Annotated in this window: 15 protein-coding genes; 7 read left to right on the forward strand and 8 right to left on the reverse strand. The window is 62.4% G+C overall.

Annotated features, from left to right (window positions below; translation table 11 throughout):
- The first annotated feature begins 76 nt into the window (after positions 1-76).
- Positions 77-721, forward strand: coding sequence for a VUT family protein (locus tag PWG15_RS14875; RefSeq protein ID WP_275021046.1), 645 nt, complete (start codon positions 77-79; stop codon positions 719-721).
- Between the two features lie 111 nt (positions 722-832).
- On the opposite strand, the gene PWG15_RS14880 is transcribed toward PWG15_RS14875, so the two are convergent.
- From PWG15_RS14880 to PWG15_RS14900, 5 genes are all read right to left on the reverse strand, one after another.
- The gene (locus PWG15_RS14880) at positions 833-1,837 is read right to left on the reverse strand and encodes an esterase-like activity of phytase family protein (RefSeq protein WP_275021048.1); all 1,005 of its coding nucleotides are present in this window, start codon (positions 1,835-1,837) and stop codon (positions 833-835) included.
- A 203-nt stretch (positions 1,838-2,040) separates the two neighbouring features.
- Positions 2,041-3,936, reverse strand: a complete 1,896-nt coding sequence (cobT, locus tag PWG15_RS14885) for a cobaltochelatase subunit CobT (protein WP_275021049.1) — start codon at positions 3,934-3,936, stop codon at positions 2,041-2,043.
- Positions 3,933-4,373, reverse strand: a complete 441-nt coding sequence (locus tag PWG15_RS14890) for a GNAT family N-acetyltransferase (protein ID WP_275021051.1) — start codon at positions 4,371-4,373, stop codon at positions 3,933-3,935. The genes cobT and PWG15_RS14890 overlap by 4 nt, the downstream gene beginning before the upstream one ends.
- Before the next feature lie 3 nt (positions 4,374-4,376).
- Positions 4,377-5,372 (reverse strand): cobaltochelatase subunit CobS, encoded by a 996-nt coding sequence (cobS, locus tag PWG15_RS14895; protein ID WP_034806552.1) that lies wholly within the window; start codon positions 5,370-5,372, stop codon positions 4,377-4,379.
- 74 nt (positions 5,373-5,446) lie between these two features.
- The gene (locus tag PWG15_RS14900) at positions 5,447-6,082 is read right to left on the reverse strand and encodes a J domain-containing protein (protein WP_275021054.1); all 636 of its coding nucleotides are present in this window, start codon (positions 6,080-6,082) and stop codon (positions 5,447-5,449) included.
- A gap of 148 nt (positions 6,083-6,230) precedes the next feature.
- Here PWG15_RS14900 and PWG15_RS14905 point away from each other — a divergent pair, with 148 nt between their 5' ends.
- A complete protein-coding gene (locus PWG15_RS14905) occupies positions 6,231-6,512 on the forward strand; it encodes a BolA family protein (protein ID WP_275021057.1) in 282 nt (93 codons plus the stop codon).
- 3 nt (positions 6,513-6,515) lie between these two features.
- Here PWG15_RS14905 and PWG15_RS14910 read toward each other — a convergent pair whose 3' ends face one another.
- The 3 genes from PWG15_RS14910 to PWG15_RS14920 are packed head-to-tail and all read right to left on the reverse strand — an operon-like array spanning position 6,516 to position 9,539.
- Positions 6,516-7,826 carry an HlyC/CorC family transporter gene (locus PWG15_RS14910; protein ID WP_275021059.1) on the reverse strand — a complete coding sequence of 437 codons (1,311 nt, stop codon included), beginning with the start codon at positions 7,824-7,826 and terminating at the stop codon, positions 6,516-6,518.
- Positions 7,823-8,956, reverse strand: a complete 1,134-nt coding sequence (aroB, locus tag PWG15_RS14915; protein WP_275021060.1) for a 3-dehydroquinate synthase — start codon at positions 8,954-8,956, stop codon at positions 7,823-7,825. Before aroB ends, PWG15_RS14910 begins: the two co-directional genes overlap by 4 nt.
- Positions 8,949-9,539, reverse strand: a complete 591-nt coding sequence (locus PWG15_RS14920) for a shikimate kinase (RefSeq protein ID WP_275021062.1) — start codon at positions 9,537-9,539, stop codon at positions 8,949-8,951. Before PWG15_RS14920 ends, aroB begins: the two co-directional genes overlap by 8 nt.
- A 237-nt stretch (positions 9,540-9,776) precedes the next feature.
- On the opposite strand from PWG15_RS14920, the gene PWG15_RS14925 reads away from it, so the two are divergent.
- From PWG15_RS14925 to PWG15_RS14945, 5 genes are all read left to right on the forward strand, one after another.
- Positions 9,777-9,926 (forward strand): hypothetical protein, encoded by a 150-nt coding sequence (locus tag PWG15_RS14925; RefSeq protein WP_275021064.1) that lies wholly within the window; start codon positions 9,777-9,779, stop codon positions 9,924-9,926.
- Positions 9,923-10,879 carry a site-specific tyrosine recombinase XerD gene (gene xerD / locus PWG15_RS14930; RefSeq protein ID WP_275021066.1) on the forward strand — a complete coding sequence of 319 codons (957 nt, stop codon included), beginning with the start codon at positions 9,923-9,925 and terminating at the stop codon, positions 10,877-10,879. The genes PWG15_RS14925 and xerD overlap by 4 nt, the downstream gene beginning before the upstream one ends.
- Before the next feature lie 64 nt (positions 10,880-10,943).
- Positions 10,944-11,897, forward strand: a complete 954-nt coding sequence (locus PWG15_RS14935; protein WP_275021068.1) for an acetyl-CoA carboxylase carboxyltransferase subunit alpha — start codon at positions 10,944-10,946, stop codon at positions 11,895-11,897.
- A gap of 269 nt (positions 11,898-12,166) precedes the next feature.
- Positions 12,167-13,618 (forward strand): L,D-transpeptidase family protein, encoded by a 1,452-nt coding sequence (locus PWG15_RS14940; RefSeq protein ID WP_275021070.1) that lies wholly within the window; start codon positions 12,167-12,169, stop codon positions 13,616-13,618.
- Positions 13,618-13,854, forward strand: coding sequence for a sulfurtransferase TusA family protein (locus PWG15_RS14945; RefSeq protein WP_275021072.1), 237 nt, complete (start codon positions 13,618-13,620; stop codon positions 13,852-13,854). The genes PWG15_RS14940 and PWG15_RS14945 overlap by 1 nt, the downstream gene beginning before the upstream one ends.
- Positions 13,855-13,940 lie beyond the last annotated feature (86 nt).

The raw sequence follows: 13,940 nt of genomic DNA on the forward strand, positions 1-13,940 counted from the left end.
TATTTTACATTCGTCGGCCGGATGCTCGCTTCCGGCTTTCATCCCTCTAGCTGGTGGCATCTCCCAGGATAAAAAAATGCTGATCAACCGCACGTTCTTCGTCTATGTCGCGCTGATGACCCTCGTGGTCGTGGCCTCGAATTTCCTCGTTCAATACCCCCTGCCGGGCTCGATTGCCGGCATGCAGCTCGGCGATCTGCTCACCTGGGGTGCCTTCAGCTATCCCTTCGCCTTCCTGGTGACCGACCTTACCAACCGCCAGTTCGGCCCGCGCATTGCGCGCCGCGTCGTGGTTGTCGGCTTTATGGTGGCGATCCTCTTGTCCTTCGTCGCCGCCACGCCGCGCATCGCGATCGCCTCTGGCTCAGCCTTCCTGTTCGGTCAGCTCCTGGATATCTCGGTGTTCAACAGGCTGCGCCGTCAAAGCTGGTGGCATGCGCCGCTTGCGGGCTCGCTGATCGGCTCGGCGCTCGACACCGCGATGTTCTTCTCCTTCGCCTTTGCGCCGTTCTTCGTGTTCTTCGGCGCAAACGACAGCTTCGCTCTGGAAACCGCGCCCCTGCTCGGCGTGCTCACGACGGAAGCTCCGCGCTGGATCTCGTGGGCAATCGGCGACTTGAGCGTCAAGATCCTCTGCGGCCTCGTCATGCTGCTGCCCTATGGCGCATTGATGAGCATCGTCAAGCCGATGCCGGCAGCAGAAGCCAAGGCATCCGTCTAAGCAAAGTCTGCCGAAAAAGGATCGAGCCGATGATTGCGGTCAGACGACCGCAATCATCGGCTCTTTCGTTTTGAGAGCCCGGATCACTGGCCCCTTGGGCCAAACAAGAGGCTATTGCGTCAGCACGGTCGTGAAACGGAACTCGAGCATCAAATTACGCTCGAGGATGGAGTGGTTGTCATCCGAAACGACGATCACCCGAACTTCACCATCCGGCCGCGCAACGACGTCGAGCCCTTCCATATTGTCGATCTGGTGGCGCATATCGGCTTCAAGGATGACCTCACCATCGACCACGGCGCCGGGCTTGATCGCATCGCCGGCAATACGCCGGATCTGCATGCCGAGCCCCGAACCAAACGAGAAGCGCCGCTCCAGAAGCAGCAGGTCGCCGTTCGGCAGGAACGCGCCGTCGGTTACCGCATAGGGATCCTTGCGCACCACAGCAAACGCGCCGCGCTGCGGCCCGTCGAGAATGCCCGCGAGCAAATTGTCCGCCTTGTCGACGCTGCGTTCTGCGACGGCGATCGTTGCGCCGGCCAGGGGACTGTCCTTTGGCGCTACCGCGATGGTCTCGATGCCGCCATTGTTGCGCAGTTCCTTGATCGAAAACGGCAATGGCAGGCTCCCGATCGGCGTCGATGCCGCAAAGCCAGGGTCCGGGTAGATGTCGATCCGATGCGCCTGTTCGTAGGAGACGACCACCTGCCCCGCCCGCAGCGCCAGTCCTTCCGCATCGACCTTCCACTTCGCCAGGCCAACGTCGCCGTTGCGGTCGGCCATCGGCGTGGCAGTGAGATCCGCGAGACCGGAAAGCCGGCCGTCGTCATCGCGGGTGACGGCACCTTCGAGCCAATGCCCGGTGTCCATGATCGCGATGAAACTGTTGCCATCCGGTCGAAAACGGATCGCCGACACGGCGCCGAACAGGGAATTCGGTGAGGTCATTTCCAGCCCGCCGACGAACTCCAACGCGCCGAACCGGGTGGCGTTCGATCCAACCGCGAAACTGCCGATCTGACGGCTGCGGATCGGCAGCGTTTCGCTATTCGAGGCGGCCCATGCCGAGCCGGTCGACGACAGAAGCAGGAGGGCTAGAAGTCCACGACCGAGCATAGGGAGAAATACCTTCAGGAGAACAGCATCATGAATGAAGCAGAGCACGACGACGCGAAACACCTGCCAAGGCGCACCGAGACCATCGCTGCAGCTTGGTAGACTGTAAAACTTTGTCCGTAAATTGACTTCGAGCAGGGCCGCAACGTGCTGACGCCGGTTGGCGTTCGGAAGCGGCACACGCCACCTCCGAACGAAACAGATTACCCCGCGCGACGAAGGCGCGAGGAACCACGCCGTTGGCTCTCGTCCTCAAAGAGCGCCGCCAGTTGCTCGGTCATTGCACCGGCAAGCTCGTCGGCGTCGACGATGGTCACGGCACGGCGGTAGTAGCGCGTCACGTCGTGACCAATACCGATCGCCAGAAGTTCGACCGGCGAGCGCGTCTCGATCTGCTCGATGACCGCGCGCAGGTGCCGTTCCAGATAGTTTCCGGGATTGACCGAAAGCGTCGAGTCATCGACCGGCGCACCGTCGGAGATCATCATCAGGATGCGGCGCTGTTCGCGCCGCGCCATCAGCCGCTCATGCGCCCACATCAGTGCTTCGCCGTCGATGTTTTCCTTCAGCAGCCCCTCGCGCATCATCAGGCCGAGATTGCGGCGCGCCCGGCGCCACGGAGCGTCGGCGGACTTGTAGATGATATGGCGCAGGTCGTTGAGCCGGCCCGGTGCCTGTGGCTTGCCGCCGGCCAGCCACTTCTCGCGCGACTGCCCGCCCTTCCACGCCTTGGTGGTGAAGCCGAGGATCTCGACCTTGACGCCGCAACGCTCAAGCGTGCGCGCCAGGATATCGGCGCAGGTCGCCGCAACGGTGATCGGACGACCACGCATCGAGCCGGAATTGTCGATCAGCAGCGTCACGACGGTATCGCGGAAATTGGTGTCTTTCTCGCGCTTGAAGGAAAGCGGCTGCATCGGGTCGATGACGATGCGCTGCAGGCGGGCCGTGTCGAGATAGCCCTCCTCAAGGTCGAACTCCCAGGAACGGTTCTGCTGCGCCATCAGCCGGCGCTGCAGGCGGTTGGCAAGCCGTCCGACCGCACCCTGGAGATGCGAAAGCTGCTTGTCGAGGAAGGCACGCAGACGGTCGAGTTCCGCTTCGTCGCACAGCTCTTCGGAAGCAATCGTCTCGTCGAACTCGCGGGTGAAGACGGCGTAGTCGACCTTCTCGTTGAAGTCGGAAAACGGCTGGTTCGGGCGCTTGACTTCGCCGGGCGTCTCGCTGTCCTCGTCGCCCTCGTCCTGCAGGTCGTCGTCGGAGATCTCCGCGCCGTCCATCTCGCCTTCTTCCATCTGCTCTTCGGCAGCCTGGTTTTCGTCGGCGGGTGCGGCGTCGTCACCGGCTTCCTCGTCGCTGGCGTTCTCGTCCTGCTCCTGGCTGCGCGGCTGGTCCTCGTCGGTCTCGCTTTCCTGCTCGTCCGGCTCGTTGTCGTCGTCGCCATACTTCTCGGCGACCTCCATCGACGTCAGCATGTCGCGCACGACGCGGGCGAAAGCCTGCTGGTCGTTGATGGCCGACGACAGGTTCTTGATGTCCCCGGCAGCCTTGCCCTCGATGAACTCCCGCCAGAGGTCGAGCACCTTGCCGGCAGAGGCCGGCGGCTTCTCGCCAGTCAGCTTCTCGCGCACCAGAAGCGCCACGGCCTCGCCGAGCGGCGCATCGGCCTGCCGCTCGATCGTTGCGAAATTCGCCTTGGCGTATTTCTCCTCGAGCATGACGTTGAGGTTCTTGGCAACGCCTGCCATGCGCAGCGCGCCGATCGCCTCGACGCGCGCCTGTTCCACGGCATCGAAGATCGCGCGGGCGTCCGCGCCCTGCGGCGACATGGTCGCGTGGATACGTGCGTCGTGACAGGCCTTGCGCAGCGCCATGCTGTCGCCGAGACCGCGGGTGACGGCAAGCTCCTGCAGTGTCGGGCGCTTGGAAAGCTCCGGCAGGCGGATGCGCTCCCCGGTCATGCCCGGTCGCTCGTTGGCAAAGGCCACTTCCACCTCGGCATCGCCCGCGATCGATCGGATGCAGCCGGAAAGCGCCCGCTTGAACGGCTCCGCAGCATTCTCGCGCGTGGTTGGCTTTGCCTTCGAGTTCGAGCTCACGACAGTTCCTTCTTCAGCCAGAGACGATGAAAGCCCGGCGGGAAATCATCGAGTTTGCCATAAACGTCATAACCCAGCTTCTGATAGAAGCCGTCGCCCTGGAAGCTGAACGTGTCGACATAGATGTAGCGGGCGCCGCGACTTGCGGCGATCGCTTCGACACGCGCAACGAGCTCGCGCCCGCTGCCCGATCCTCTCAGCGCCTCGTCTACCCAGAGCAGTTCGATGAAGCACCAGTTCCAAGCGGTGTAGGCGACGATGCCGCCTACGATCTCGTCGCTGTCATCACGCACCGAAACGGCGAAGCGCTTGTATTTGGCACTTCCTGCCTTTTCGAGGTTGAAGGCCTTGAGGCCCTTGAAGACCGCATTGGCGGTCTTCGTGACGCTCTTCTCCTCAACGAAGCGAAGCGCCGCTGCGCCCTTCGCCTCCGCCATGGCTCAGGCGGTGGCTTCCAGCACGATGTTGGCAGCACTTTCCTTCAGCTCGATGCCGAAGGCGCGCTGGTAGTGCTCGGCGACCAGCGCTCGCTCCAACTCGTCGCACTTGTTGAGGAAGGTCACGCGGAAGGCAAAGGCGATATCGCCGAATATGTGGGCGTTCTCAGCCCAGGTGATGACCGTACGCGGGCTCATGACGGTCGAAAGGTCGCCGTTGATGAAGGCCGCGCGCGTCAGGTCCGCAACGCGCACCATCTTGGAAACGGTTTCGCGGCCCTTGTCGGCCGTGAAGCCCTTGACCTTGGCAGCGACGATGTCGACTTCCTTGTCGTGCGGCAGATAGTTCAGCGTTGTGACGATCGACCAGCGGTCCATCTGCGCCTGGTTGATCTGCTGCGTGCCGTGATAGAGGCCGGTCGTGTCGCCGAGACCGACGGTGTTGGCGGTCGCAAACAGACGGAAGGCCGGGTGCGGACGGATGACGCGGCTCTGGTCGAGCAGCGTCAGACGACCGGACGATTCCAGAACGCGCTGGATGACGAACATGACGTCCGGACGGCCGGCATCGTACTCGTCGAAAACGAGCGCGACATTGTGCTGGTAGGCCCAGGGCAGAATGCCGTCCTTGAACTCGGTGACCTGCAGACCGTCCTTGACGACGATCGCGTCCTTGCCGACGAGGTCGATACGGCTGACATGGCTGTCGAGGTTGACGCGCACGCACGGCCAGTTGAGGCGGGCAGCGACCTGCTCGATATGGGTCGACTTGCCGGTACCGTGATAGCCCGACACCATCACGCGTCGGTTGTGGGCGAAGCCTGCGAGAATGGCGAGCGTCGTTTCGCGGTCGAAGAGGTAGTCCGGATCAAGGTCAGGCACATAGGCGTCGCCCTTCGAATAGGCAGGAACGCGCAAATCCGTATCAATGCCGAAAACCTCCCGGACAGAAATCGTGGTGTCGGGGAGGTTGGAAATGTCGAGGTCAATCTTGCTCATCATGTCTCCAGAGCGGCCACCGGACGGCACCCGCGCATTCGCCTGCAAAAGTGCTTCTGTAATAATCCGGGTTGTTAGCAGAAACCAGCCTGTTTTAACAATTGGTAGGCTTGAATAACGGCGCGAAAACGCTCTTCCGATCCTCTATCTCCGCCATTGGCATCCGGGTGATGCTTTTTGACCAGATCCTTGTAGGCCGCCTTGATATCGGCCGCCGTCGCCGAAGCGCCGAGACCGAGCGTATCGAAGGCTTTCGCCTCGAGCGTCTTCAACTTGCGCTGGCGCGGCTCCGGCCGGCCGGAGCGCGCCCGCGCCTCGCTGACGAAGCCGAAGGGATCGCGCATGCGCGCCTGGGCGCCCGCGGTGCCGGATCGCATCTGCGACTGCGTCGGACCGTTCTTGGCATTCTTGTTGACACCAACAGTCCAGGTCGGGCGGTGGCCGGTGATCGCTTCCTTCTGATAGCGGGCAACTTCGCTGTCGGAGAGGCCGGAGAAGAAATTGTAGCCCTTGTTGTATTCCTTCACGTGCTCGAAGCAGAACATGAAGTACTGGCCCTCGGCATTGCGACCGACGGGGGCCCGATGCACGCCCTTCTGATCGCAACCGTCCCACTGACAGATGGGCGCAGCCGGTTCCGCCTGCGGCTCCACCTTGCGCCGGGTTCGAATGCGATCGAAGTATTTTGAATCGAGTCTCATGGCGCTCATTATGGGGTTTGGCCGAGGCCACAACAAGAATTGACAAAGCGGAATGTTGCTGGCTTTGTGCGGGCATTTTGCGCCGCCTGGCCCGCGATTGCCGGGTTCTGCTGAATTGCGAGGGGGCGTCAAGCAAACAGCAAATTGGGACGGAAGAATGTCGCTTACGGAAACGATCGAAAAGAAGCTGATCGAGGCCTTCCATCCTGAACGGCTCATGGTCATCAACGAGAGCCACATGCATGCCGGCCATCAGCCGGGTTTCGATGGCAGCGGCGAATCCCATATGCGCGTGCGCATCGTTTCGAGCGCCTTTACCGGCATGAGCCGCGTCGCCCGTCATCGCGCCATCAACGATCTCCTGAAGCCGGAACTCGATGCCGGCCTGCACGCCCTTGCGGTCGAGCCCGCGGCTCCCGGCGAAGCGACCCGCTGGTAGCAATCAAGCCGTCGGAGCGGCACCGTCTTCCGCTGGGCGGATGCGCAGTTTGGTGATGCGGTTCTTCACCCGCTTCATCACGATGAAGCGTTTGCCGTGGAAGGTGAAGGCCTGGCGCTCCTCGGGAATGCTCTTGGACTCGTGGATCACCAGACCGGCAACCGTCGTTGCCTCCTCGTCCGGCAATGACCAGTCGAGCGCACGGTTGAGGTCGCGGATCGGCACCGAGCCGTCGACGACGATCGAGCCGTCGGCCTCCTGGCGCACGCCCTGGATATCGAGGTCGTGTTCGTCCGCAATGTCGCCGACGATTTCCTCCAGAATGTCTTCCAGCGTCACAAGGCCCTGAACCTGGCCGTACTCGTCGACGACGATCGCCAGATGCAGCTTGCGGCGGAGAAACGCGTTGAGCTGGTCCTTGAGGTTGGTCGTATCGGGCACAAACCACGGCTTCTGCGCGATCTTGACGATGTCGAGGTTCTCCGGCTCGACATTCGGCTCTGCGAGCGCTCGCAGGAGATCTTTGGAATGCACCACACCGATAATGTTGTCGGTCGAGCCACGCCAGAGCGGCAGCCGCGTAAACGGGCTTTCGAGGATGTCGCGGACACAGACCTCCGGCGGTTCCTCGGCGTTGATCGCGCGCATGCTGGTGCGGTGGATCATGATGTCGGAGACTTCGAGCTCGCCGAGATCGAGCACGCCGCCCAGCCGATCGCGGTCGGCCTTGATCACCGAGCCTTCCCGGTGCAGGAAATCCACCGCGCCGCGCAGTTCCTCGTGCGCCGAAAGCATCGACATATCGGCGGCAAGATTGACACCGAAGAGATTGAGCAGACGCCGGACGATGCCGTTGACGAGGCTGGAGACCGGCCCGACGATCGCGACGAAGGGCCGAACCAAGGGCGCAACAGCGAGCGCGAAGCGATCCGGCGAAGCAATCGCCCAGCTCTTCGGCAGAACCTCGGAGAAGATCACGAGCAGCACCGTCAGGGCCAGCGTCGCGATCGCCACGCCGCTATCGCCGAAAAGACCGATCAGCAGGCTCGTCGTCAACGACGACGCAAGGATGTTGACGAGACTGTTTCCGATCAGGAGCGTGCCGATCAGCCGGTCACGCCGTTCGATCAGCCGGTTGACGACGCCAGCGCGTTCCTCGCCATTGTTTTCGAGCGTATGCATGCGCGAGCGCGACGCGGCCGTCAGCGCAGTCTCGGATCCCGAGAAGAACGCCGACAGCACGAGCAGGCCGAAGACCGAGAGGATCGACAGCCAGTATTCAGCCAGAAAAGCTATAAAGGCTTCGCCGGTCATTGCGGATGTTTTTCCCTCAGGAAGCTCAATACCTCCGATGCCGGAACGTCATCGGCGACGAAGGATTGTCCGACGCCGCGCGTCAGGATGAAGGTGAGCTTGCCGCCCTTGACCTTCTTGTCCTGGGCGATCGCATCCATCAGCCGTTCGGCCGGGGGCAAGATACCCGGGATTTCCGACATGCGGGTCGGCAGGCCCACGGTCTTCAGATGGGTTTCGACACGGGCGGCATCGTCCGGGCTCGCAAGGTTCATGCGTGCCGAGAACTGATGCGCGAGCACCATGCCGATCGAAACGCCCTCGCCATGCACCAGCCGGGCGCTGTCATATTCGGTCGCCGCCTCGAGTGCATGGCCGAAGGTGTGGCCAAGATTGAGCAGCGCGCGCAAGCCATTCTCGCGCTCGTCCGCCGCAACGACATCGGCCTTGGCCTGGCAACTGACCGCGATCGCCTCGATCCGAGCCGCGCCCCCGGCAAAGACCGCCTGCCAGTTCTTTTCGAGCCAGGCAAAGAAATCCGGCTTGTCGATCAGTCCGTACTTCGCAACCTCGGCATAACCGGCGCGGAATTCGCGCTCACTCAGCGTGTCGAGCACGTCGGTATCGGCCAGCACCAGGTCTGGCTGATGGAAAACGCCGATCAGATTCTTGCCGTGCGGCGAATTGATACCGGTCTTGCCGCCGACCGAGGAATCGACCTGCGCCAGCAGCGAGGTCGGGATCTGGATGAACCGCGAGCCGCGACGCGCGATGCCGGCGGCAAAGCCGGTGAGGTCGCCGATGACGCCGCCGCCAAGCGCGATGACCGCATCGTTGCGCTCGATGCGGGCACCGAGCACGGTCTCGCAGACCGTGATCAGATGCTCATAACTCTTGGTCTTCTCGCCGGCCGGCAGCACGAGCGATACAGCGTCGATGTCGCGTCCCTTGAGGCTCGCCATCAGCGGCTCGAGATAGCGCGGCGCCACGTTCTCGTCGGTGATGACGGCCATCTTGCGCCCCTTGAGGCGGGCTGCGATCTCCTGGCCGGCGGCGGCAATCAGCCCGGGGCCGATCAGGATATCGTAGGAACGGTCACCGAGATCGACGCGGACCTTGCGTTCTGCGGCGGGCGCAACATGGCTATTCATGGTTTCTCTTGTCCTGGTATTCGATGACGGCGGTGAGAACGTCTTCCACCATCGTCTCTTTCTTCACATCGCGTGACAGTACCGTCAGATCGGCTTCCGAGTAGATCGGGTAGCGCGCGTTCATCAGGTTCTGGAGCGTCTGCTTGGGATTTTCCGTCTTCAGGAGCGGCCGGGTATCGCGCTTGTTGACCCGCTCCCAGAGCACGTCAAGTTCGGCATTGAGCCAGATCGTCAGGCCACCCTTCTTGATCTGTCGGCGCGAGCGCTCGTTGATATAGGCACCGCCGCCCGTCGAGACCACGCGCGGCCCGCTGCGCAAAAGCCGTTTCAGCACCCGCGTTTCCAGCGCCCGGAACTCCTCCTCGCCGTAGCGGGCGAAGAGGTCGCTGATCGTCATGCGCGAAACGCGCTCGATCTCGTGGTCGGAATCGACGAAAGGTATGCCGAGCGCCTGGGCGGTCAATCGTCCGATTGCCGACTTGCCGGCGCCCATGAGGCCTATGAACACGAGATTGCGTTTACCGAGTACAAGCTTCGCCCGCTCGGCAAGCGTTGCGGAAACCGGTTCGATCACGTCGTTCATTGGACTTCTTATTCCCCATTCCCTTTCGGTATCGACAAATCGGGGTGTAGCGTCAAGTCGTCGCGCGCGTCCGCTCACGGTTCTTGAACTCGGCCGAAGCGGCGTTCATATAGGTCTGGCACCCGCCATCGCGCCCGCGTGTTCATTCGAACGCGTCAACAGCGCTGGCCGTTTGAACGCCTGCATGCGTATCCTGGTCTCCGCTTCGATCCAAGGGCACATGCAGAGGAGATTGAAATGCCGACCCTATTCCGGTTCCTGTTCTTCTGCGTCGTTATCGCCGGAATAGTCTACGGCACGATGGTCTCTCTCGTCACCTTCGTCGAGCCCGTAGAGCGGGACGTGACCGTGAAAATCCCGTCCGAGCGGGTGAACAAGGCCCAATGAGCGATCTTTCCGCAGCCCATGTCGAGGCCTTCCTCGAAATGATGAGCGCCGAGCGCGGTGCTGCGGTCAACACGCTGCAATCCTATGAGCGTGACCTGGAGGATGCCGCCTCGCACCTGCGCACGCTCGGAACCGGGCTGACGGCGGCAACCCCGGACGACCTTCGAACCTACCTCGCGCATCTCTCGGGCCAGGGTTTCAAGCCCTCCTCACAGGCACGACGCCTCTCGGCGCTGCGGCAATTCTACAAGTTCCTCTACGCCGAAGGCATGCGCGGCGACGATCCGACCGGCATCCTCGACGCCCCGAAGAAGGGGCGCAGCCTGCCGAAGACGCTGAGCGTCGATGACGTCTCCCGGCTGATCGGCCAGGCAGAGACCGAAGCCGCCGCTGGCGGCCAGGATCGCCTCGCAAAGTTGCGCATGCATGCGCTGATCGAACTGCTCTATGCCACCGGCATGCGTGTCAGCGAGCTGGTCTCCCTTCCTGCAAGTGTGCTTCAGCAGAACGGCCGCTTCCTGGTCGTCCGCGGCAAGGGCAACAAAGAGCGGCTTGTACCGCTCTCGCAAGCGGCGATCCGGGCGATGCGGGCCTACGGCGAGGCGCTCGCCGAGGAGATGGCGAGGCAAGAGGCAGGCGGCCGCGAAAGTCCGTGGCTCTTCCCCTCCTCCGGCAAGCAAGGCTTCCTGCCGCGCCAGGTTTTTGCGCGCGATCTGAAATCGCTCGCCGCCCGCGCCGGCATAAGGGTCGCCACGATCTCCCCGCACGTGCTGCGCCATGCCTTTGCCAGCCACCTGCTCGCCAATGGCGCCGACCTTCGGGCCGTGCAGGAACTGCTGGGACATTCGGACATTTCAACGACACAAATCTATACGCATGTGCTGGAAGAACGGCTGCACAACCTCGTGCAAAACCATCACCCTCTTGCCAAACAGGCGAAAAAACAGGATTAGGACGGCCGGGCACGCTGGTTTCGGCCCGCTGGCCCTTGTCGCAAAATGATCGGAAACGCATCTCATGCACAACTATCTCGATTTCGAAAAACCCATCTCCGACCTCGAAGGCAAGATTCTCGAATTGAAGAAGCTCGCCGGCGAAGACGAGAGCGTGAACACTTCGGATGAGATCGAACGCCTGGAGACGCGCGTCCGCGACGCGATGGTCGAGATCTATTCCAAGCTGACGCCCTGGCAGAAGACCCAGGTCGCCCGTCACCCGTCGCGCCCGCACTTCCTGGATTACGCTGCCGAGCTCTTCACCGAGTTCACGCCGCTTGCCGGCGACCGCAACTTCGCCAACGATGACGCCATCCAGGCCGGCCTTGCGCGTTTTCGCGGCATGCCGGTCGCCGTTCTCGGCCAAGAAAAGGGCAACGACACCAAGTCGCGCATCAAGCACAATTTCGGCAGTCCCCGTCCTGAAGGTTACCGCAAGGCAATCCGCGTCATGGAAATGGCCGATCGCTTCGGCCTGCCGCTGATCACGCTGGTCGATACCGCAGGTGCCTACCCGGGCGTCGGCGCCGAGGAACGCGGCCAGGCGGAAGCGATTGCCCGCTCGACCGAGATGTGCCTCAACGTACGCGTGCCGATCGTCACCGTCGTCATCGGCGAAGGCGGCTCCGGCGGCGCGATCGCGATCGCCACCGGCAACCGCGTCTACATGCTGGAGCACGCGATCTACAGCGTCATATCGCCGGAAGGCGCTGCCTCGATCCTGTGGCGCGATTCCACCCGCGCCAAGGAAGCGGCCAGCAACATGAAGATCACGTCTGAGGATCTGAAGGCGCTCGGCGTCATCGACGGCGTCATTCAGGAGCCGGTCGGCGGCGCGCACCGCGATCCGAACGCGGTCATCGGCCGCACCGGCACTGTCATCGCCGACGCGCTGAAGGAGCTTTCCGGACGCAGCGGCGACCAGTTGCGCACGGATCGCCGGCAGAAGTACCTCAATATCGGCCGCAACCTCTAAGCTGGAACGGGATGCGGGCAGGTAATCCCTCGCCCTCTGTCCCCTCTCGCCTTTGATGGTTCGCGATTGCGCAAGCGGATTTCGCAACCGCAAATCGGAGTGTGGCCAAATCTTGGCCATATTCATGAGGTCATGAACAGCGCATCGGCAGGGACGCCCTGCAGGGTTAAGAATTCGTGAAGTATAATCGCTTAGTGATTCTCTAAAGAGCCCACCTCCGCGGACAAGGGCTCTCCTAGTCGAGTTTGGGTTTGAACGGGCCTCTGCTGATGCGTTTCTGGAACCTTGTAGCTTCCGCCGCCATTGTCGCCGCGCTTGCCGGCTGCACCAATGAAGCGCTGGACACGACGACATCGGTCGACATCAAGTCCGTCAAGAACAAGACCGAATACCAGGTCTCTGCTCCGATGGTCAAAAAGATGAGCGAACTCGGGATGCAGAAGCAGGCCCCGATCGCGCTGCGCATCTTCAAGGAAGAGGGTACGCTCGAAGTCTGGAAGGCCAACACCGCCAACCGCTTCCAGCTGCTGAAGACTTACAAGATCTGCGCATGGTCCGGAAAGCTTGGCCCCAAGGTGAAGGAAGGCGACCGTCAGGCGCCGGAAGGCTTCTACCCGCTCTTCCCGCACCAGATGAACCCCAACTCGAACTATTATCTGGCCATCAACACCGGCTATCCCAACGCCTTCGACAAGGCCAATGGCCGTCAGGGAACGCACCTGATGATCCACGGCGCCTGCTCGTCGTCGGGCTGCTACTCCATGACCGACGAGCAGATGATCGAGATTTTCGCGCTCGCGCGGGATAGCTTCAAGGGCGGCCAGGAAAGCGTTCAGCTCCAGGCCTTCCCCTTCCGCATGACCGCGGAAAACATGGCGCGCCACCGAGACAACCCGAACATCGACTTCTGGAAGATGCTGAAGGTCGGCTACGACCAGTTCGAGGTCACCAAGCGTCCGCCTGAAGTCAAGGTCTGCGAGAAGAAGTACGTCTTCAACCAGCAGGCCTCCAGCCCGTTCAATCCGAGTGGCCAGTGCCCGGCCATGTCGACGCCGCCCGCCTTGCAGGTGGCGATGGCAAGCTTCGAGAAGAGCTACCAGACCGACTACGACAAGGCCATGAAGAAGTATGACGGCATGGTCTGGTACGAGCCGAGCGAAGCCGAGCGCAAGGCGATCGTCGCCAAGCAGCGCGTCGGCCGCGAACTCGCCTATGCGCCGACCGGCAACTCCCTTGACGCAGGCAAGATGATGAAGGCGAGCGATCTCGAGAAGAAGATCGCCCTGCAAAAGGAAGCGGAAGAAACCAAGCAGGCCGTCGAGATCCAGAAGAAGGAGTTCGAAAAGGCGACCGACGGCGGCAAGCACGTCCCGGTCCCGGCCGCCAACCCGATCCCGCAGCTGGTGATGCAGGCGGCCGTCGAGCCCGAGAAGAAATCCTTCTGGAGCCTGTTCTCGAAGAGCGAGCCTGAGTTGCAGATGCCCGCACCGGTCGTCGTGACGCCGGATCAACCGGCAAGCGGACAGCAAGCCGCCGTTCCGCCGCAGGCACAGGAGCCGGCAAAGACGACGAAACAGGCACGTGCTGCAGCGCCCGCATCTGCCGAGCAGCAGACGGCCGCAGTTGCAGCGGCACCGGCACCCGATGCGGTGGCGGAAACGCCTGTCCTCACCGAAGAGCCGCCGAAGAAGCGCCCCTTCTGGAAGATCTGGGGCAAGTGATGCCTGACGAGACCAGGATCATCTACGACCTCAGGGGGCTTAAGTGCCCCCTTCCCGTTTTGAAGACGCGCAAGCGCATGGCCTCGCTGGCCCCGGGCGCATTGCTGGAGATCGAGACGACAGATCCTCTGGCGGTGATCGATATCCCACATTTCTGCAACGAGGACGGCCACACGCTCGAAGAGGCGGCGCCCGCCGACGGCGGCCACCGGTTCCTCATCCGTAAGGGCGCCTGAGACGCCCCGAGCCACCACGCAGCTTGGCGAGTTTTGTGCCGTCGCAACTCCGGACGGAAAACCGCTTCGCACTTTTCCTGGAGTTT

It is taken from the genome of Ensifer adhaerens, from assembly GCF_028993555.1.
Lineage (GTDB): Bacteria > Pseudomonadota > Alphaproteobacteria > Rhizobiales > Rhizobiaceae > Ensifer > Ensifer adhaerens_I.